Origin of the sequence: Saccharopolyspora antimicrobica (assembly GCF_003635025.1) — a bacterium.
Taxonomy (GTDB): domain Bacteria; phylum Actinomycetota; class Actinomycetes; order Mycobacteriales; family Pseudonocardiaceae; genus Saccharopolyspora; species Saccharopolyspora antimicrobica.
The window spans coordinates 2,713,801-2,733,016 of the sequence record NZ_RBXX01000002.1 but is presented as its reverse complement, the minus strand read 5'-3'; the positions used below and the strand labels follow the sequence as shown (position 1 = coordinate 2,733,016).

17 protein-coding genes are annotated in these 19,216 nt (G+C 70.9%); 12 read left to right on the top strand and 5 right to left on the bottom strand.

Going from position 1 to position 19,216, the window contains the following annotated elements; translation table 11 throughout:
* Nucleotides 1-5 precede the first annotated feature (5 nt).
* A complete protein-coding gene (locus tag ATL45_RS13410) occupies nucleotides 6-1,073 on the bottom strand; it encodes an esterase-like activity of phytase family protein (protein WP_093151523.1) in 1,068 nt (355 codons plus the stop codon).
* A gap of 297 nt (nucleotides 1,074-1,370) precedes the next feature.
* Here ATL45_RS13410 and ATL45_RS13405 point away from each other — a divergent pair, with 297 nt between their 5' ends.
* Nucleotides 1,371-1,784, top strand: coding sequence for an SdpI family protein (locus ATL45_RS13405; RefSeq protein ID WP_093150755.1), 414 nt, complete (start codon nucleotides 1,371-1,373; stop codon nucleotides 1,782-1,784).
* 153 nt (nucleotides 1,785-1,937) lie between these two features.
* Here ATL45_RS13405 and ATL45_RS13400 read toward each other — a convergent pair whose 3' ends face one another.
* The 3 genes from ATL45_RS13400 to ATL45_RS13390 all read right to left on the bottom strand — a co-directional run bounded on the left by ATL45_RS13400 (nucleotide 1,938) and on the right by ATL45_RS13390 (nucleotide 4,531).
* The gene (locus ATL45_RS13400) at nucleotides 1,938-2,294 is read right to left on the bottom strand and encodes a VOC family protein (protein WP_093150752.1); all 357 of its coding nucleotides are present in this window, start codon (nucleotides 2,292-2,294) and stop codon (nucleotides 1,938-1,940) included.
* 12 nt (nucleotides 2,295-2,306) lie between these two features.
* Nucleotides 2,307-2,879, bottom strand: coding sequence for a YqgE/AlgH family protein (locus ATL45_RS13395; RefSeq protein WP_093151520.1), 573 nt, complete (start codon nucleotides 2,877-2,879; stop codon nucleotides 2,307-2,309).
* A 161-nt stretch (nucleotides 2,880-3,040) separates the two neighbouring features.
* A complete protein-coding gene (locus tag ATL45_RS13390) occupies nucleotides 3,041-4,531 on the bottom strand; it encodes a CCA tRNA nucleotidyltransferase (protein ID WP_093150748.1) in 1,491 nt (496 codons plus the stop codon).
* 190 nt (nucleotides 4,532-4,721) lie between these two features.
* Here ATL45_RS13390 and ATL45_RS13385 point away from each other — a divergent pair, with 190 nt between their 5' ends.
* From ATL45_RS13385 to ATL45_RS13345, 9 genes are all read left to right on the top strand, one after another.
* On the top strand, nucleotides 4,722-5,279 hold the full coding sequence (locus ATL45_RS13385) for an NUDIX hydrolase (protein ID WP_093150745.1): 558 nt from the start codon (nucleotides 4,722-4,724) through the stop codon (nucleotides 5,277-5,279).
* Nucleotides 5,276-7,492: a DUF6049 family protein gene (locus tag ATL45_RS13380; RefSeq protein WP_177241944.1), complete on the top strand. Its 2,217-nt coding sequence runs from the start codon at nucleotides 5,276-5,278 to the stop codon at nucleotides 7,490-7,492. The genes ATL45_RS13385 and ATL45_RS13380 overlap by 4 nt, the downstream gene beginning before the upstream one ends.
* A 101-nt stretch (nucleotides 7,493-7,593) precedes the next feature.
* The gene (murJ, locus tag ATL45_RS13375) at nucleotides 7,594-9,438 is read left to right on the top strand and encodes a murein biosynthesis integral membrane protein MurJ (protein ID WP_246025319.1); all 1,845 of its coding nucleotides are present in this window, start codon (nucleotides 7,594-7,596) and stop codon (nucleotides 9,436-9,438) included.
* Nucleotides 9,439-9,537: 99 nt separating this feature from the next.
* Nucleotides 9,538-11,109, top strand: coding sequence for a protein kinase family protein (locus tag ATL45_RS13370; RefSeq protein WP_093150735.1), 1,572 nt, complete (start codon nucleotides 9,538-9,540; stop codon nucleotides 11,107-11,109).
* Nucleotides 11,110-11,205: 96 nt separating this feature from the next.
* Complete coding sequence (gene sigM, locus ATL45_RS13365) at nucleotides 11,206-11,814, top strand: RNA polymerase sigma factor SigM (protein ID WP_093150732.1); 609 nt, start codon at nucleotides 11,206-11,208, stop codon at nucleotides 11,812-11,814.
* Nucleotides 11,811-12,608, top strand: coding sequence for an anti-sigma factor family protein (locus ATL45_RS13360; RefSeq protein WP_177241943.1), 798 nt, complete (start codon nucleotides 11,811-11,813; stop codon nucleotides 12,606-12,608). The genes sigM and ATL45_RS13360 overlap by 4 nt, the downstream gene beginning before the upstream one ends.
* Nucleotides 12,609-12,814: 206 nt before the next feature.
* A complete protein-coding gene (trxB, locus tag ATL45_RS13355) occupies nucleotides 12,815-13,801 on the top strand; it encodes a thioredoxin-disulfide reductase (RefSeq protein ID WP_093150729.1) in 987 nt (328 codons plus the stop codon).
* Between the two features lie 30 nt (nucleotides 13,802-13,831).
* Nucleotides 13,832-14,158, top strand: coding sequence for a thioredoxin (gene trxA / locus ATL45_RS13350; protein ID WP_093150726.1), 327 nt, complete (start codon nucleotides 13,832-13,834; stop codon nucleotides 14,156-14,158).
* A gap of 320 nt (nucleotides 14,159-14,478) precedes the next feature.
* Nucleotides 14,479-15,627 carry an N-acetylmuramoyl-L-alanine amidase gene (locus ATL45_RS13345; RefSeq protein WP_093150724.1) on the top strand — a complete coding sequence of 383 codons (1,149 nt, stop codon included), beginning with the start codon at nucleotides 14,479-14,481 and terminating at the stop codon, nucleotides 15,625-15,627.
* A gap of 107 nt (nucleotides 15,628-15,734) precedes the next feature.
* Here the strand turns inward: ATL45_RS13345 and ATL45_RS13340 are convergent, their stop codons facing one another.
* Nucleotides 15,735-16,361 carry a GNAT family N-acetyltransferase gene (locus ATL45_RS13340; protein ID WP_093150721.1) on the bottom strand — a complete coding sequence of 209 codons (627 nt, stop codon included), beginning with the start codon at nucleotides 16,359-16,361 and terminating at the stop codon, nucleotides 15,735-15,737.
* Nucleotides 16,362-16,621: 260 nt separating this feature from the next.
* On the opposite strand from ATL45_RS13340, the gene ATL45_RS13335 reads away from it, so the two are divergent.
* Both ATL45_RS13335 and ATL45_RS13330 read left to right on the top strand, forming a co-directional pair.
* Nucleotides 16,622-17,947 carry an aminotransferase-like domain-containing protein gene (locus tag ATL45_RS13335; protein WP_093150718.1) on the top strand — a complete coding sequence of 442 codons (1,326 nt, stop codon included), beginning with the start codon at nucleotides 16,622-16,624 and terminating at the stop codon, nucleotides 17,945-17,947.
* Between the two features lie 310 nt (nucleotides 17,948-18,257).
* Entirely contained in the window at nucleotides 18,258-19,208 is a 951-nt protein-coding gene (locus tag ATL45_RS13330) for a D-alanine--D-alanine ligase family protein (RefSeq protein WP_093150714.1), read from the top strand.
* The last annotated feature ends 8 nt before the right edge of the window (nucleotides 19,209-19,216 follow it).

The following is a 19,216-nucleotide window of genomic DNA, read 5'->3' as shown; positions in this document are numbered from 1 at the left end:
CCAGCTCAGCGCACCGCGAGGGTGATCAGCTGGGTCGTCTGCGTGGGGGAGAAGTTGTCGTCGCTGATCAGGACCAGGCTGCGGCGGCCGTCCGGCAGCCACGGGCCCCAGGTCATGCCCTCCACGTTGTCCACCGTGCTCAGGTCGAAGTCGCCCAGGTCGGCCACCAGCTCCTTGCGCAGCGGGCGGACGTCGGCGCCGGCCAGCGAGTCGACGTCGCGCACGTCGGTGGCGTTGCGCAGGTTGACCCGGTAGAGCCGGACCGAGTTGCCGACGCCGGTGACGAAGGAGCGCTCCAGGACCAGGTGGTCGCCGCCCCGGTCGGCCAGGATCGCGGTGACGCCGTTGTTGGCGAAACCGCCGGTCGGGGACTCGGCGAACACCGGGTCCAGCGGATAGGCGTACTGCCCGAGGACGCGGCCGTGGCGGGTCTGCACGGTGATCCGGGACAGCGCGCCGTGCTCGGCGGTCGGCGACTCGCCGTCCTCGACCAGCGGGCCCTCCATCGCGCTGACCACCAGGGAGCCGCCCTGCGCCAGCGTCAGCCCCTCCAGCACCTCGTTCTGCTTCGGGCCGGTCTCCGGACGCATCCGCAGGTTGTCGGCGATCGGCAGGTCACCGGTGAAGGAGCCGTCCGCCTTCGCGCGGCGGACCGTCGGGTCGATCAGCTGCTGGGCGCGCTCGCCCTCGCTGGTCCACCAGATCTCGCCGGTCCACGGATCCCAGCGCACGTCCTCCGGGTCCACGGTGCCCTGCGGGTAGGTGGTGCCGTCCGGGCGCAGCAGCGGGTTCGTGCCGGTCAGCCGGAACTCGCCGCCGTCGAAGCGGCCGGTGTAGATCCGCGCCGGCTGCCTGTCGGAGCGGTCGTCGCTGATCAGCACCCACTCCCCGGTCTGCGGGTTGTAGTCGATCCCGGAGAGCCCGCCGACGGTGGTGCCGTCGAACTGCATCGCGTGCGGCAGGGTGGTCTCGCCGACCAGCTCGACCCGGTCGGGCCCGGCCGTCGCCGGGGCCGCGGCCGCGACCAGCAGCCCCGCGGCCAGCACTCCGCTCAGCGCAGTTTTCTTCGCCATGCGCCACAGCACACCCGATCAGGGTGTCCGGCAGGTGGCGATCAAGTTGCGCCTCGGCCCGCGGCGGTACGCGATTTCAATGGAAGTCGCATCCGACGTCGGTGTGTCGGCCGCCCGACACGCCGACGGCTGCGGGTGACTGGCGCAATTTCAATTGAAATCAGACGTCCGATTTCAATTGAAATTGCGTGCCCCCGGGCGGATGGAGCGCGGCGGAGGCGGGTTCGGACGGTCCGCGGGGTGGTCGTAGCCGCACCGTGACGCAGGTCAAGTCCGGTGCTCTCCTACTCTGGTGGGGTGCTCGCTGTTCAGGTGATCCTCTGCGCGATCTTGGTCCTCGGCGGAGCGGCGCTGCTGCTGCTCGGCTTCCGGGGGCTGCGGGGGCAGCTGCCCCGCAACCGCTACGTCGGTGTCCGCACTCCCGCCGCCATGAGCAGCGACGAGGCGTTCGAGGTCGCCAACCGCGCGGCGGGGCCCGCGATGCTGGCCGGTGGCGCGGCGGCCCTGCTGGCCGGTGCATCGGTGCCGATGCTGGCCTCGGCGTTCTCCGTGGTGATGATCTCGGTGTTCGGCCTGGTCGGGGCGTTCGCCCTGATGACCGCAGGCGGCGTGCTCGGCAACCGCGCCGCCGAGGCGATGCCCGCTCCGGCTGCGGCCGGTGGTTGCGGCGGCTGCGCGGGCGGCTGCTGCAGCGCCCTGCCCCGCGGCTGACCGCGACACGCGGCCCGGCACCGCCCGCTCGGCACCGCACCTCAGCATGCTGAGGTGCGCTCGCTTCCACGCCAGCGGTTCTTTGGCGTACGCGGACCACTGGCCCTGAGTTGTCCACAGGCTTGTGGACAACTCTCAGAACCTGGGGACAACTCAGCCCCAGGGCAGCTCGGTGTAGAAGCTGAGCCGGTTGCCGTCGGGATCGGCGAAGTCGAAGTAGTCCACCGCGCCGGGGACGTGCTCGAGCGCTCCGACCTCGACGCCGAGCCCGACCAGGCGCTCCCGCTCCGCCGCGACGTCGGCGACGTCGAAGCGGGTCACGACCTCGGCGCCGGAGCGGGCGGTCGGCTCCTCGCCGAGCTGCAGCCAGATCGAGCCGAGCCGGAACTCCACCACTCCGTCGGCCGGTTCGAGATCCGGCTCGGCGAGCGCGAACACGCGCTGGTACCACTCCACGGCGCGGCGCAGATCGCTGACCGGCATCCCGACCGTCACGCTTCGCAAGTCCATGCTGCTCCCCGCTCAGTTCAGGCGGACGTCTCCGGGATGGGTGGCGAGGAACGCCAGCGGCGGCCCCTGGCGGCGCAGGACCCGGCCCCACAGCTCGGAGCCCGGGTCGGCGATCACGTCGTCCGGCAGCGCGGGCACCACGATCCAGTCGCCGCGCTCGATCTCACCCGCCAGTTGCCCCGGCTCCCAGCCCGCGTACCCGGCGAAGAAGCGCAGCCCGCGCGCCTTCGGCACCAGGTCCGCCGGATCGCCGTCGAGGTCGACCAGCCCGACCGGTCCGCGGACGCCGACCATGCCGGAGACCGTCCCGGTGTCCTCACCGGCGCGCAGCGCGGCCAGGCAGATCGCGGTCCGCTGCTCGACCGGGCCGCCGACGAACAACGACTGCGGCTCGCTCGCGTGCTCGCCCCACTTCGGCAGCACCTCGCCCACCGTGACCTCGCTCGGCCGGTTCAGCACGACGCCCAGGGTGCCCTCGGCGCGGTGGTGAATGACGTACACGACGGTCCGCCGGAAGTTCCGGTCCAGCAGCTGTGGGGCGGCGACGAGCAGCGTCCCCGGTTCCACGTCCGCGTCTGATCCCACCTGCACATGATCTCACTGGTTGCCCGTGCACGGACCCACCTGGACCGAACATTGCCGCACCGGCCGCCGGAATCTTCAGCAATCACTTCTCAATAGCCACAGCTAACAGCAAGCATTAACACGCAGTATTACTACTGAAGCGCTGACCTGCGGATTTCCGATCAGGGAACGTCGATGCCCTGATCGCGGGCCCACTTGTGGAGCTCCTCGACAGCTTCCTCGTGAGACATCGGCCCGCGGTCGAGGCGCAGCTCCTTCAAGTGCTTCCAAGCCTTGCCGACCACCGGGCCGGGCTCGACGCCGAGCAGCCGCATGATCTCGTTGCCGTCCAGATCGGGCCGGACCTTCGCCAGGTCCTCGGCCGCCTCGATCCGGGCGATGCGCTCCTCGAGATCGTCGTAGGCGCGCTGCAGGCCCGCCGCCTTGCGCTTGTTGCGGGTCGTGCAGTCGGCCCGCACCAGCTTGTGCAGCCGGGGCAGCAGCGGACCCGCGTCGTTGACGTAGCGGCGCACCGCCGAGTCGGTCCACTGGCCGTCGCTGTAGCCGTGGAACCTCAGGTGCAGGAACACCAGGTCGGCGACCTGGTTGATCACGTCCTTGGGGTAGCGCAGCGCGCGCAGCCGCTTGCGGGCCATCTTCGCGCCGACCACCTCGTGGTGGTGGAAGCTCACCCCGCCACCGGACTCGAAGCGCCGGGTGCCGGGCTTGCCGATGTCGTGCAGCAGCGCGGCCAGCCGCAGCACCAGGTCCGGCTCGCCCTCCGGGTCCGCCGCGCGCTCCAGGTCGATCGCCTGGTCCAGCACGGTCAGCGAGTGGCTGTAGACGTCCTTGTGCTGGTGGTGCTCGTCGATCTCCAGCTTCATCGCGGGCACCTCGGGCAGCACGTGGTCGGCCAGCCCGGTCTCCACCAGCAGTTCGACGCCGCGCCGCGGGAACTCGCCGCACAACAGCTTGGACAGCTCGACCTGGACCCGCTCCGGGGTGATCCGGGCGATCTCGGCGGCCATGTCGGTCATCGCTTGGACCACCCGGTCGCTGGCGGTGAACCCGAGCTGGGAGACGAACCGGGCGGCGCGCAGCATGCGCAGCGGGTCGTCGGCGAAGGAGTCCTCCGGGGCGGCGGGGGTGTCCAGCCGCCGCGCCGCCAGGTCGGCCATCCCGTCGTGCCGGTCGATGAACGTCCGGCTCGGCAGCTCGATGGCCATCGCGTTCACGGTGAAGTCGCGGCGCACCAGGTCGCCGTCGATGGAGTCGCCGAAGGCGACGTCGGGGTTGCGGCTCACCCGGTCGTAGGTGTCGGCGCGGAAGGTGGTGATCTCCACCGTCGTGCCGTGCCGGTAGGCGCCGAGCGTGCCGAACTCGATCCCGGTGTCCCAGATCGTCTCGGCCCAGCCGTTCAGCAGCTCGCGGACCTGCTCCGGCCGGGCCTCGGTGGTGAAGTCCAGATCGGTGCCCAGCCTGCCCAGCAGCGCGTCCCGCACGCTCCCGCCGACCAGGAACAACCGGTGCCCGGCCGCGGCGAACCGCTCGGCGAGCTCCTCCGCGATGGGTGCGACCCGGACGAGCTCGACCACGGCGTTGCGCTGCGCTTGGCGCTCGCGCGCCTGCAGCTCGGCGGACGAAGCGGGGTCGTGGTGCGAAGGAGAGGACACGATTTACCAGGATATCGGCCGCCGCACGACGCCCGAGCGACGGCACCCCAGCACGCCCAAGGCCCATGAGCAGCCAAAACGTTCCCGACCACCGAAGCCCGCGGCGCATTCAGGTGACCTCGGTGATTCCGCCACCCGCACCGCCACGCAAGTCGGCCGCTGGAAACACGCACGCACTACCATCGGCTGCATGCCCCCGTCGCCCGGCCGCTCCGGCGGTGCTCAGCCGGGGCGTCGGAACCGACGCCGGCGGCGCAGGCTGCGGACCGTCGACGAGACGTCCGCGGGCGGGCTGGTGGTGAACGGCACCGAAGAGCGCGCTGCGATCATCGGGAGGCTGGACCGCAAGGGCCGACTGCTGTGGTCGCTGCCGAAGGGGCACATCGAGGCCGGTGAGACCCCGGAGCAGACCGCGGTGCGCGAGGTCGCCGAGGAGACCGGGATCATCGGTCGGGTCGTGAACCCGATCGGCACCATCGACTACTGGTTCGTCGCGGGCAACCGGCGCATACACAAGACCGTGCACCACTTCCTGCTGGATGCGGTGGGCGGTGAGCTTTCCGACGAGGACGTGGAGGTCACCGAGGTGGCGTGGGTGCCGCTTGGTGAACTGGACGAGGTGCTGGCCTACGCCGACGAGCGTCGGCTGGTGCGCCGCGCGCTGAGCATGCGCGGCGACGGTGCGGACGGGGCGGGCGATCGGCTCGGCGCCCGTCCGGTGCGAGGTAGCGGGACGGAGCCGGGTTGAGGTTTCTGCTGGCCGCGATGGTCGCGGTGCTGGTTTTCGCAGGTCTCCCGGTGGCCTTGGCGCCGCCGGCCGCGGCGCAGGGCGACAGCCCCGCCCATCTCGACGTGACGAAAGTCACTCCGTCGGTGGTCGCGGACGGCGGCCCCGGCGAGGTGGTCATCTCCGGCCGGTTGACCAACACCGGCGACACCCCCATCAACGGCATCGAGGCCCGCGTCCAGCGCGGCAACCCGGCCACCAACGAACCCGCCGTGCAGCGCGCCATGCGCAGCGCCACCCCGACGGTCACCGAACCCGCGTTCACCTCGGTCGCGGACGGCCTGGCGCCCGGCCAGCGGATCGACATCGAGCTGCGCATCCCGCTGACCGGCCCGAACTCGCTGCAGCTCACCCAGCCCGGCGTCTACCCGCTGCTGGTCAACGTCAACGGCGTGCCCGCGGTGGGCGGCCGGGCGCGGATCGCCGAATCCCGCTTCCTGCTGCCGGTGCTCAGCACCCCGGGCAGCCCGGCGCCGCCGCCCGCGCACCCCACCGGGGTCAGCATGCTGGTGCCGCTCGTCGACTACCCGCGGCTGGTGCGCGAGCCGCTGCCCGGCATGCGCCCGGTGCTGGTCGACGACACGCTGTCCACCTCGCTGGCGCCCGGCGGCCGGCTGCACGACCTGCTGCAGGCGGTGGCCGACAGCGCGCCCGCGGGCTCGCCGATGGGCAGCGCGCTGTGCTTCGCCATCGACCCCGACCTGCTGATCACGGTCCGCGCGATGCAGACGCCGTACCAGGTGCAACAGCCCGATGGCAAACTCGCCGACGGGATCGGCACCGGTGCCGCGAACCTCTGGATGAGCAAGCTGCGGGAGGTCACCTCGGGCCGGTGCGTGGTCGCGCTGCCCTACGCCGACGCCGACGTGGCGGCGCTCGCCCGCGCCGGGCTGCCCGACCTGGTCGACATCGCGCTGGACGGCGCCGACCTGCTCAAGGACAAGAACGTGCTGGGCGTCGAACCGCGCAGCGTCCTGTGGCCGGCCGAAGGCGCGCTGGCCGATCCGGCGAGCGGCGACCTGCCCGGCACCGCGCTGCTGGAGCCGCAGTCGTTGAACATCCCGGCCGGCTCGCTGGACCCGGTGCGCATCCGCGGCCGCGACATGACCGCCATCCCGATCGACCCGCTGATGACCAGCGCGCTCGACCCGCTGCGCGACACCGAGAGGAAGACCACCGATCTCTCGCCGCCGGTCGCGCAGCTGGAGTCGGCGCAGAACGCGCTCGGCGCGCTCACCTTCCGGGCGACCCAGGGCTCCGTCGGCGACGCCACCTCGGTGCTGGCGCCGCCGCGCCGCTGGAACCTCCGCGGCGACGACCTTCGCGAACTGCTCGACGGCATGCGGTCCCTCACCGAAGCCGGCCTGATCCGCCCCGGCTCGCTGCCCGAGCCGGACCCGGCGACGCTGTCCGAAGCCGATCTGAGCTACCCGGTGGAAGCCGGTGCGGCGGAGATTCCGCAGCCGGTGCTGCGGCAGCTGGCCGAGCAGAACTTCAAGGTCGGCGACCTGTACCGGTCCTCGCAGCGGGACCCGGCCTCCGACGTGGAGCCGGGCCGGATCACCACTCCGCTGGTCAACGGGCTGCTGCGCGGCGCGTCCAGCGCATGGCGCGGGAACCCGGGCGCCGCCGAGCACTGGGTGGGGCTGGCCAGGGGGACCGTCCAGAAGATCTTCGGCATGGTCCGCATCGAGGAGTCCTCGACCCAGCTGGTGGGCGCCTCGCCGGACAGCCCGACGCCGCTGACCGTGGTCAACGACCTGCCGATCACGGTGGGCGTGGTGTTCCGCATCCCGCCGGTGCCGGGCGTGCAGGTGCAGTCCGACATCGGCGGAGTGGGCACCGTCCCGGCGAAGTCGCGGCGGGTGTTCTGGCTGCAGACCACCGCGCAGCGCGCCGGGACCTTCATCCTCGACGTCAAGGTGTCCACCCAGGACGGCACCCAGTTCGGTGAGACGAAGCGGCTGACCTACAAGTCCGGCAACTACGGACCGCTCATCCTGATCATCACCCTGAGCGCTGCGGCGCTGCTGGTGCTCATGTCCGCGCGGCGGATCTTCAAGCGCCTGCGCGCCAGGCAGAAGCGGCGCGCGGCGGAGCAGGCCGGGGAGACCCCGGACACACCGGAAACCGCGCAGGTCGCCACCACTGAAGGTGATCGAAACCCGGGCTGAGATCCTGGGCGGAATGCCGTGCCATCACACTTTCGGGGCGGCGCACCGCGGAAGCGACAGGATCGGGCGGGCAACTCCCGCGCGGGCGAAGGATTGAGGCAGTGAACCGAGACAGGGATGCCGGGCGGATGAGCGGTCGCGCACCGCACCCCGGGACGCGCCCCACCGAGCCGATCCGGCGACCGGCCACCGCCCCGCGCCCGGGACCACCGCCCGTCCACGGCGGGTGGCACGTCGCCGAGACCCAGCCGATCCCCGCGATCCCGCCGGAACCCGGCATGGACCAGGCGGCCGAGCAGGCCGCCGAGCAGACCCAGGTGATCCGCCCGGTCTCGCCGGGCAAGGGCAAGCCGTCGCTGCTCAAGGCCAGCGGTTCGATGGCCATCGCCACCCTGATCAGCCGGATCACCGGCTTCCTGTGGAAGCTGATGCTGGCAGGCGTGGTCGGCTTCGGCGTCGTCAACGACTCGTTCAACGTGGCCAACACGCTGCCGAACATGCTCTTCGAGCTGCTCATCGGCGGCGTGCTGACCAGCGTCGTGGTGCCGGTGCTGGTGCGCGCCCGCAAGGGCGACGCCGACGGCGGCGAGCGGTTCGTGCAGCAGCTGATGACGCTGGCGGCCGTGGTGCTGGCCGTGGGCACGCTGCTGGCGATGGTCGCCGCTCCGCTGCTGACGATGGCGCTGGTCTCCGACTCCGAAGCCTCGAACCGGGCGCTGGTCACCGCCTTCTCCTACCTGCTGCTGCCGCAGATCTTCTTCTACGGGCTCAGCGCGCTGGTCGGCGCGGTCCTGCAGTCCAAGCAGATCTTCAGCCCGCCGGCCTGGGCTCCGGTGGTGAACAACCTGGTCGTGATCGCCACCATCAGCGTGCTCGCGCTGATGCCGGGAGCGATCTCGGAGGACCCGGTCTCGATGACCGACCCGCAGCTGCTCGTGCTCGGCATCGGCGTCACCCTCGGCGTGTTCTGCCAGGCGCTGGTGCAGCTGCCCGCGTTGCGCCGCACCGGGTTCCGGATGCGCTGGCGCTGGGGCTGGGACCGCAGGCTCTCGGAGTTCGGCGGCCTCGCGCTGTGGATGCTCGGCTACGTCGCGGTCAGCCAGGTCGGTCTGATCGCGCTGAGCCGGGTGGCCACCGACAACGCCGAGGGCGCCTGGTCGACCTACAGCTACGTGTGGATGCTGCTGCAGCTGCCGTACGGCGTGATCGGCTTCTCGATCATGACCGCGATCCTGCCGCGGATGAGCGCCGCCGCCGCGGACGGCGACTACCAGCGGGTCATCGACGACCTGTCGCTGGGCAACCGGCTGTCCACCGTGACCCTGCTGCCGGTCAGCGCGGTCATGACCGCGCTCGGCGTGCCGCTGTCGCTGGCGCTGTTCGCGGTGAAGTCCGACATGTCCGGGCAGGCCACCACGCTCGGGCTGGCGCTGGCCGTGTCGGCCTTCGGCGTCCTGCCCTACGCGTTGACGATGATGCAGATGCGCACGTTCAACGCCCTGAACGACGCGCGCACGCCGACGCTGATCGTGACCCTGATGACCGCCGCCAAGGTGCTGATGGCCTTCGCGCTGCCCCTGGTGCTGGAGCCCGACCAAGTGGTGTTCGGGCTTACCTTCGTGAACTCGTTCACCTACGTCATCGGTTGGCTGATCGGCGAGATCTGGCTGCGCCACCGGCTCGGCGCGCTGGGCAGCCGCCGGTTCACCAAGACGCTGGCGAAGACGTTGGCGGCATCGGTCGTGGGCGCGTTGCTGTGCTGGGCGAGCACGCTCGGCGTCGACGCGGTGATCCCCGGCCCGCCGGGTCTGGGCACCGGCTGGCTGCAGCTCCTGGTGGGCTGCGCGGTCGGTTTCGGGGCGATCTTCGGACTCATGTCGATCCTGCGAGTGGCCGAACTACAGCCCGCCATCGGACGGCTCACCGGTTTGCTGCGTCGTCGCTGACTTTCGCGTCACGTACCCTCGGTGTCGAAGTCTCCTCCTGTGCGGGGAAGAGGGGTGGTACGCATCCCCTTGCGGACCGGGAGGAGCGGGAGAGGGAAGGTGACCAGCAAACCCACCGAGCAGATCGCTGCGGACCGCGACGATTCCGGCGACGAGGGTTCGGCCGAGCAGGCGCTGACCCCGGGCCGGGTGTTGGACCACGGCCGATACCGGCTCCTTTCCCAGGTCGGCGTGGACGATCGCTGCAACGCCCAGCTCTGGCGCGCCAAGGACGGCGTGCTGGGCCGTGATGTCGCGCTGACGATCCTGGTCGGCGACCGCTCGGAGGCCGAGGCGGCGTCCAACGCGCGGCGCACCTTGGAACGCGCGATGCACGCGAGCACCTTCAACCACATCGGCGTGGCCCGAGTGCTCGACGTCGTCACCCAGTCGTCGAACGATCCGGACGGCGTCCTCGGCATCGTGATCGCCGAGTGGACGCACGGCACCGATCTGCTCGACCTGGTCGCCGAAGGCCCGCTGCCGCCCGGCACCGCGGCCCGGCTGCTGCAGCCGCTGGCCGCCGCGGTCGAGGCGGCGCACCACGCCGGGCTGGTGCTCGGCGCCGACCACCCGCAGCGGATCCGGGTGACGCCGGACGGCGAGATCCGGATGGCCTTCCCCGGCCCGATGGCCAAGGCCACCTCCAGCGACGACGTGCGCGGCCTGGGCGCCGCGCTGTACCTGCTGCTCACCGGCCGGTGGGCGCTCGGCGACGCGCCGGAAGGACTGCCCACCGCACCGACGGGGCCGGACGGCACCATCGTCGCGCCTCGCACGCTGCGGCCGACCGTTCCGCTGGAGCTGTCCACCGTGGCGGTGCGCGCGCTGGGCAACCCGGATGCCACCGGCACCACCGGCGGTGTCCGCACCGGCGCTGCGGTGCTCCGCGTCCTGGAGCAGCACGCCACCTACGAAACGCCGAGCACCAACGGTCAAGGTGCTTCGAGCAGCGAGAGCAACGAAGTCTGGCGCCGCGAGGATCCCAAGCCGGACGAGACCAAGCGCAAGAAGCTGATGGTCAGCGTCGGCGTGCTGGCGGTGGCCACCCTGCTGGTCGTCGCCTGGATCGCGACCTCGCTGATCGGCGTGTTCACCGAGTCCGGCCGCGACAGCGGCACCGGCCAGGTCATCGGCGAGACCGGCAACCACCCGGGCGGCCAGGAACAGCCCCCGCCGGCGCAGGCCACTCCGGTGCAGATCACCGGCGCGGAGGCGTACAACACCAACGGCACCCCGGACACCCCGGGCCGGATCCCGTACCTGTTCGACGGCGACCCGGGTACCTACTGGGCGACGGCGGACTACCGCCAGCAGCTGGGCCCGGGCGGCATCAGCAACGGCACCGGCGCGGTGCTCACGCTCGCCCACCCGTCGGTGCTGCAGGAGCTCGTCATCGACTCGCCGAGCGCGGGGGCGAAGGTGGAGGTCCGGCAGGTCAACGGCACGCAGAACCTGGTCGACACCAAGGTGATCGGCCAGGGCGTGCTGACCGCGGGTGCGACCACGATCAAGCTGAGCCCCGAATCGGCGTCCCAGGAGATCCTGGTCCTGATCACCCAGCTGCCGTCCGGCGGCGGCGGTTTCGTCGCCCGGATCAACGAGGTGAAGGTGTCCGGCAGCGCGGCCTGATCAGACCTGGCCCGCTCAACGCAGCACGGCCTGGTCGTGAGCGCGAGCACGGGTTGGGACCCATGTTCGAACTCACGATCAGTAAAGTGCTGACTCGTGTCTGTCCCCGTGAGATCGGACGCCGACCTCATCGCGGCGCATACAAACGGAGATCCGCACGCGTTCTCCGAGCTCTTCCGCCGACATCGGGATCGGCTGTGGGCTGTTGCGCTGCGCACCATGCGCGACCACGAAGACGCCGCCGACGCGCTTCAGGACGCGATGATCTCGGCCTTCCGAAACGCCTCGTCGTTCCGCGCCGAATCCCAGGTGACCACCTGGCTGCACCGGATCGTGGTGAACGCCTGCCTGGACCGCATCCGGCGCAGGCAGGCCCGACCGACCGTGCCGCTGCCGGACACCGGTCCCGCCGAGCCGGCCGTGCCCCGAGACGCCATCGCCGAGCAGGACACCAAGATGGCCGTCCAGGACGCGCTGGCCGAACTCCCCGAAGACCAGCGGTCGGCGATCGTGCTGGTGGACGTCGAGGGCTACTCGGTGGCCGAAACGGCGTCGATCTTGGGCATTGCCGACGGCACCGTGAAGAGCCGTTGCGCACGGGGGCGGGCCAAGCTCGCCAAACTTCTGGGACACCTGCGGAACCCAAGTGCAGATGCGAACGTCCCAGATGACGCGATGGCCATGCGTCGACGGGAGGGACGATGAGTGGCGAACACCGGCGCACGGGGGCGCCGCAGGGGCCACCGTGGTCTCTGGACCTGCTAGCCGATCTCCACGCGGGAGTGCTGGACGAGCAGACGGCTGAGGAGCTCCGCAGCCAGGTCCAGGACGACCCGGAGGCAAGGGAGATCCTGGCGGCGTTGGACGCCACCAGCGCGGAACTCGCAGAGCTGCCGCCGCTGACGATCCCGGACGATGTTTCGGCTCGCATCGACGCAGCGCTCGAGAATGAGGTCCGGGCCTGGGCCGAGCAGCAGCAACCCGCGGTTCCGGCCGCTCCGGCCGCCGAGCAGGGCGGTCAGGTGATCGACTTCGCGGCTGCGAAGCAGCGCCGCCGTCGGCGCTTCACCCTCGGTGCCGGGATGGTCGGCGTCGCCGCGGCAGCGGCTGCCGTCGTGTTCTCGGTGCTGCCCAACAACACCGAGAGCTCGACGCCGCAGGCCCAGCAACCGCCGAGCCCGGCACCGAGCTCGAAGCCACCGCTGGCGCTGCAGGGCGGCCAGGTCAGCCTCAACGGCCAGCAGTTCGCCGATGCGCTCAACAGCAGCCAGTACCTCGGCTCGCTCAGCGATCCGCAGCAGCTCCTCGGTTGCCTGCAGGCCAACGGCGTGACCAGCGGCAAACCGCTCGGCGCGCGGGAGATCACGCTCGACGGGAAGCCGGCGCAGCTGATGGTCCTGCCAGCCGGCGCGCTCGGCGAGTTCCGCCTTTTAACGGTCGCCCCGGACTGCGGTCCGGACAACCCGGCCAAGATCTCCGACAGCACCTTCGGCGGCTAGCGGCGCACTCGCGGGAGGTGGCGGTTCCACGGGAATCGCCACCTCCCGCGCATGCCGTTCCCAGCCCCTCCTGGTGGTGCGGGGCGCTTCGCTGTGCCCTGAAGCACCGGCTTCCCTTGATCGGGAACAGAGCCGAATAGGATCGCGTTGTGCCGGATACGGTCGCGCGCCGAGCGCGGCGGGGACGCTACGACGGAAGGGGCGCGGTGACTGGCGACGTCCGCAACGTGATCATCGTGGGCTCGGGCCCGGCCGGGTACACCGCAGCGGTGTACGCCGCGCGGGCGGAGCTCGAACCACTGATCTTCGAGGGAACCCAGTTCGGCGGTGCGCTGATGACCACCACCGACGTGGAGAACTACCCCGGCTTCAAGGACGGGATCATGGGTCCCGACCTGATGGAGCAGATGCGTTCCCAGGCCGAGCGCTTCGGCGCCGAGCTGCGGGCCGAGGACGTGGAGCGCCTCGACCTGACCGGCGAGGTGAAGACCGTTCTGGCCAACGGCGTGGAGTACCGCGCGAAGGCGGTCATCCTGGCCATGGGCGCCGCCGCCCGCTATCTGGGCGTTCCGGGTGAGGAGCGGCTGCTCGGCCACGGCGTGTCGGCCTGCGCGACCTGCGACGGCTTCTTCTTCCGCGACCAGGACATCGCCGTGATCGGCGGCGGCGACTCGGCGATGGAGGAGGCCACCTTCCTGACCCGCTTCGCGCGCTCGGTGACGATCATCCACCGCCGCGAGGAGTTCCGCGCCTCCAAGATCATGCTGGAGCGCGCCCGCGCCAACGAAAAGATCAAGTGGCTGACCAACAAGGCGGTCACCGAGGTCGTCGGCGACGGCAGCGTCAGCGCGCTCAAGCTGCGCGACACGGTCACCGGCGAGGCCTCCGAGCTGGCCGTGGCGGGCATGTTCGTGGCCATCGGCCACGACCCGCGCAGCCAGCTGGTGCGCGACCAGGTCACCGTCGACGACGAGGGCTACGTGCGGGTCCAGCAGCCCACCACGCACACCGGGATCCCCGGCGTGTTCGCCGCGGGCGACCTGGTGGACCACACCTACCGGCAGGCCATCACCGCCGCCGGTTCGGGTTGCTCCGCCGCCATCGACGCCGAGCGCTGGCTCGCCGAGCACGACACGCCCGCCGCTGAGACCGTCGCCGAGCTCGTCGGCGGCGGGTACGGCCCGGCGAACTGAGCTGACTCGACCAACAAGTAGGGAGAAGAAATGGCCGGCAACACCGTGACCGTCGACAAGGACACCTTCAAGAGCACGGTCCTGGACAGCGACAAGCCCGTGCTGGTGGACTTCTGGGCCACCTGGTGCGGCCCGTGCAAGATGGTCGCCCCGGTCCTGGAGGAGATCGCCGACGAGCACGGCGACAAGATCACCATCGCCAAGCTGGACATCGACCAGAACCCCAGCATCTCGCGCGACTACCAGGTGATGTCCGTCCCGACCCTGCTGCTGTTCAAGGACGGCGAGCCGGTCAAGCAGATCGTCGGTGCCAAGCCGAAGGCCGCGCTGCTCAACGACCTGGCCGACTACCTGTGAGGTCGTTCGCCACCAAGGGTCGCCGGGGTCTGTGAAATCGGACTCCATCCGAGGCAACCGAATAACGCGGTCCCGCCGTCATGTCGATATGACAGTGACGGCGGGACCGTGTTTTTGCGCACCAGGAGAGATCGCGCACCCACGCACCGTTGTCGCACGTCCGCCCGGTGGCCGTGGGCCGCAGCGCCGAGTCCCGGCGCACAAGGCACAATTACCCGACGGGTTCGTGTTCTGCGACCCGCCACGCGAACGGGACAGCGGGACGTACCCGACCATCCTCCGCGCCGGTGCACCCGGCGCCTGAATCGAGCGAGGAGTGCATGCAGCTGCTCCACCGCGGTGACGTCGGTCCGGCCGTTGCCGAGATCAGGAACACCCTTGCAGCGCTGGGTCTGCTGGCGGCCAACGGCCGGACGGATCCGGCGCTGTTCGACGACGCGGTGGAACAGGCGGTTCGGGTCTTCCAGCAACAACGCGGGCTGATCACCGACGGCGTGGTGGGCCCGGCGACCTACCGCGCGCTCACCGAGGCCCGCTGGCGGCTCGGCGACCGGTCGCTGGCGTTCCTGGTGTCCAAGCCGATCAGCGGCGACGACGTGTTCGCGCTGCAGGAGCGGCTGCTGGAGCTGGGCTTCGACGCAGGCCGCCCGGACGGCATCTTCGGCCGGGAGACCGAGCAGGCGCTGCGCAGCTTCCAGCGCGAGTACGGCCTGAACCCCGACGGCATCTGCGGACCGGGCACGCTGCGGGCGCTCCGGCAGCTCGCGCCGAAGGTCCGCGGTGGCCGCCCGGTGTACCTGCGCGAGCAGGAGAAGGTGCGCCGCGCCGGGCCGCGGCTGCGCGGCAAGCGCATCGTGATCGACCCGGGTCACGGCGGCCCGGACCGCGGCGCCTGCATCGGCGACGTGTGCGAGGCCGACCTCACCTGGGACCTGGCCCGCCGGCTGGAGGGCCGGATGGTGGCCACCGGCATGGAGGCGCTGATCACCCGCGGGCCCAACGCCTGCCCGCCGGACGCCGACCGCGCCGGGTTCGCCAACGAGGCGGGCGCGGACATGTTCCTGTCGCTGCACATCGACGCCAACCACTCGCCGCTGGCCGAGGGCGTGGCGAGCTTCCACTTCGGCACCGGCAACGGCACCACCTCGACCGTGGGGGAGGCGCTGGCGGGCTTCCTGCAGCGCGAGATCGTCGCGCGGACGGGCCTGCGGGACTGCCACACCCAGGCCAAGACCTGGGACGTGCTGCGCCTGACCCGGATGCCCGCGGTGCGCATGGAGCTGGGCTACCTGACCAACGCCCGCGACCGCTCCCGCCTGCTGGACCCGGCGTTCCGCGACGTCATCGCGGAGGGCCTGCTGGTCGCGGTGAAGCGCCTGTACCTGCTGGGCAAGGACGACCAGCCGACCGGCACCTTCACCTTCGACGACCTGCTCCGCCACGAACTGGCCCGGGCCGAAGGTGCCTGACCCTCGCGTCGAACGCGATTTCAATTGAAGTTGGACGTCTGATTTCAATTGAAATCGCGTGCCAGGTGACAGCCCTGGGCGATTTGTCGACTTGGTGATCTGGCGACTCAGGCGCCGCCGATCACCGGCTCGGCGGTCTTGATGGTCACCGAGCTGAGCAGGCGCTCCAGGGCCGCTTCGACGTCTTCCTTCCAGGAGATCGCGGTGCGCAGCTCCAGGCGCATCCGCGGCCACTTGGGGTGCTGGCGGACCGTCTTGAACCCGACCTGCTGCAGGAACCCGGCCGGGATCACGCAGCTCTCAGCGGTGCCCTGCAGGTCTCCGAAGGCCTCCACGGCCTTCACCCCGCGGCGCGTCAGATCCTTCGCCACGTTCTGCACCAGCACCCGGCCCAGGCCGCCGTGCTCGAACTCCGGCAGCACGCGCAGCGCGGTCAGCAGCACCGCGTCCGCGCTGACCGGGGCAGTGGGGAAGGCCGCTGCGCGGGGCACGGCGGCAGGCGGGGCGTACATCGCGTAGCCCGCCGGAACGCCGTCGACGTAGATGATGCGGCCGCAAGAGCCCCACTCCAGCAGCACGCTGGAGACCCAGGCCTCCTTCTCCAGTTCGGTCTCGCCGAACTCCTCGGCCTGCTCCCGGATGTGCGGTGCGAGCTCCCAGAAGACGCACCGGCGACACCGCTTGGGCAGGTCGTCGAGGTTGTCCAGCGTGACGCCGACGACACGTCGCGACACCTGACCTCCTGGAGAACCCGCACGAACCCGCACCTCCGGCGGGAATGTGGCCAGGATAAGCGCCCGCGCCCCGGCACCGGAAGCTCCGCCGAGCACCGACAGCGACCCGATGGGGTGAGATGGGTTACCGACGGGTCGGTTTGTAGGAGGCGCTCGTTACATCTGAGCGGGGTCCTGGCGATAGGACCTATAGAATCGCCGGAATCGTTCCCGGCCCGGCCGGGGACGAGCAGTGCGCACAACCGAAACCGGAGCGCGATATGACGGATCACGGAAGTCAGCCGAACCCGCCGGAGAAGCCCGCACGCAACCTGGACGCGTACCGGGCGCACTACGCCGAGCGGACCGCAGGGATGACCGCTTCCGAGATCCGAGCTCTCTTCGCCGTCGCCAGCCGCCCCGAGGTGGTCTCGCTGGCCGGCGGCATGCCGAACCTGGCCGCGCTCCCGCTGGACTCGCTGGCCGCCGAGGTGGGGCGCCTGGTGTCCGAGGACGGGCAGGTGGCGCTGCAGTACGGCTCCGCCCACGGCGTGCCGGAGCTCCGCGAGCAGATCTGCGACGTCATGGCGCTGGAGGGCATCTCCGCGCACCCGGACGACGTGGTGGTCACCTCGGGCTCCCAGATGGCCCTGGACATGGTCACCCGGATCTTCTGCGATCCCGGTGACGTCATCCTCGCCGAGGGCCCGTCCTACGTCGGCGCGCTCGGTTCCTTCGCCGCGTACCAGGCCGAAGTGGTCCACGTGGCGATGGACGACGACGGCCTCGACCCGTCCGCGCTGCGCCAGGCCATCGCGGACGTGACGGCGCAGGGCAAGCGGATCAAGTTCCTCTACACGATCCCGAACTTCCACAACCCGGGCGGCATCACGCTGGCCCTGCCGCGGCGCGCCGAGATCCTGGAGATCTGCGCCCAGCACGGCATCCTCGTGGTGGAGGACAACCCGTACGGCCTGCTCGGCTTCGACGGCAAGGCGCTGCCCGCGCTGCGCAGCATGGACGCCGACAACGTGGTCTACCTCGGCTCGTTCTCCAAGACCTTCGCCTCCGGCCTGCGGGTCGGCTGGGTGCTCGCGCCGCACGCGATCCGCGAGAAGCTGGTGCTGACCGCCGAGTCGGCCACCCTGTGCCCGCCCACGCTGAACCAGATGATCGTGTCGCGCTACCTGAGCACGCACGACTGGCAGGGCCAGATCAAGATCTTCCAGGAGCAGTACCGGGAGCGCCGCGACGCGATGCTCAGCGCCCTGGAGCAGTACATGCCCGCGGGCTGCACGTGGACCCGGCCGGACGGCGGGTTCTTCGTCTGGCTGACCACTCCCGAGGGCGTGGACACCAAGGCGATGCTGCCGCGTGCGGTGACCCAGCGGGTCGCCTACGTCTCCGGAACCGGCTTCTACCGAGGCGGATTCGGCAGCCGCCAGATGCGACTGTCCTACTGCTACCCGACGCCGGAGCGGATCCGCGAGGGCGTCCGCCGGTTGGCCAACACGCTGACCGAGGAGATGGAGCTGGTCCGCACCTTCGGCACCGTGCCGCAGCGCAGCGTGCCGGGACCGCAGGCCCCGTCTCCCGACACGGCGTAAAACGGTTTCTGACGAACTCGTTTTGCGTGGCGGTGCGGGTGGCGGAATCTCAGCGCCCGCCTGGACTCCGGGAGCCCGGACTTATGCATGACCAATACACGGCGCTCGGGCTGTCCTCGCCAGGCGAACGCTTAGAACCCGCAGCGGTGCAAGCTGCGGGGGTGGGCTAAGCGGCTGCGCCGCTTCAAGACGAAGAGCAGAACTAAGATCAGAGACAGGTTCTGAGGGTTTCCCGGTTTCCGAAACGGTCCACTGTGCACGGGATTTCCGCGGTGCACAGTGGACTACTACTTTCCAGGGGTGTTGTTGAGTGTCTGATCGCTGGGTCGCCGTGCTCGCAGGTGGGCTTTCGCACGAGCGCGAGGTGTCGTTGCGCTCCGGGCGCCGGCTGTCGGCGGCGCTGCGTTCGGTCGGCGTCACCGTGGCGGAGTGGGACGCCGACGCCCGCTTGCTGTCCCGCGTCGAGCAGGAGCGCCCCGATGCGGTCGTGATCGCGCTGCACGGGGGAGAGGGTGAGAACGGCGCGGTGCAGGCCGTGCTGGACATGCTCGGCGTCCCGTACGTCGGCACCAGCCCGCACGCGTGCCGCAGGGCGTGGGACAAGCCGACCGCGAAGGCGGAGCTCGCCCGCGCCGGCCTGGCCACCCCGGACTGGGTCGCCCTGCCGCACGCGACCTTCCGCGAGCTGGGCGCGCAGGCCGTCCTGGACGCGCTCGTGGCCAAGCTCGGACTGCCGCTGATGCTCAAGCCGGACCAGGGCGGTTCGGCGCTGGGCGCGCACGTGGTGCGCGATGCCGCCGAGCTGCCGTCGGCGATGGTGGGGGCGCTCTCGTACGGCGACACCGTGCTCGTCGAGCAGTTCGTCGAGGGCACCGAGGTGGCGATCACCGTCATCGACGGGCCGAACGGACCGGAGGCACTGCCCGCGGTGCAGATCGAACCGGCCGACGGCGTCTACGACTACACCGCCCGCTACACCGCCGGTCTCACGAGCTACCGCACGCCCGCCGAGATCCCGGCGGAAGCGGCGGCGGCCGCGGCCGAGCTCGCGATCGCCGCGCACCGCCTGCTCGGGCTCCGCGACGTCTCCCGGACCGACGCGATCATCGACCGCGACGGGACGCCGCACTTCCTGGAGGTCAACGTGTCGCCCGGGCTGACCGAGACCTCGCTGCTGCCGATGGCGGTCGAGGCCGCGGGCCGGTCGCTGGGGGAGGTCTTCGCCGGACTCGTCGAGCGGGCGATCTCGCGCGCGCACTGACGCGATGT

Coding starts and splice junctions, on each gene's coding strand:
- ATL45_RS13410 (WP_093151523.1), bottom strand. CDS start 1,073: ATGGCGAAGAAAACTGCGCTGAGCGGAGTGCTGGCCGCGGGGCTGCTG.
- ATL45_RS13400 (WP_093150752.1), bottom strand. CDS start 2,294: ATGGACTTGCGAAGCGTGACGGTCGGGATGCCGGTCAGCGATCTGCGC.
- ATL45_RS13385 (WP_093150745.1), top strand. CDS start 4,722: ATGCCCCCGTCGCCCGGCCGCTCCGGCGGTGCTCAGCCGGGGCGTCGG.
- ATL45_RS13360 (WP_177241943.1), top strand. CDS start 11,811: ATGAGTGGCGAACACCGGCGCACGGGGGCGCCGCAGGGGCCACCGTGG.
- trxA (WP_093150726.1), top strand. CDS start 13,832: ATGGCCGGCAACACCGTGACCGTCGACAAGGACACCTTCAAGAGCACG.
- ATL45_RS13345 (WP_093150724.1), top strand. CDS start 14,479: ATGCAGCTGCTCCACCGCGGTGACGTCGGTCCGGCCGTTGCCGAGATC.
- ATL45_RS13335 (WP_093150718.1), top strand. CDS start 16,622: ATGACGGATCACGGAAGTCAGCCGAACCCGCCGGAGAAGCCCGCACGC.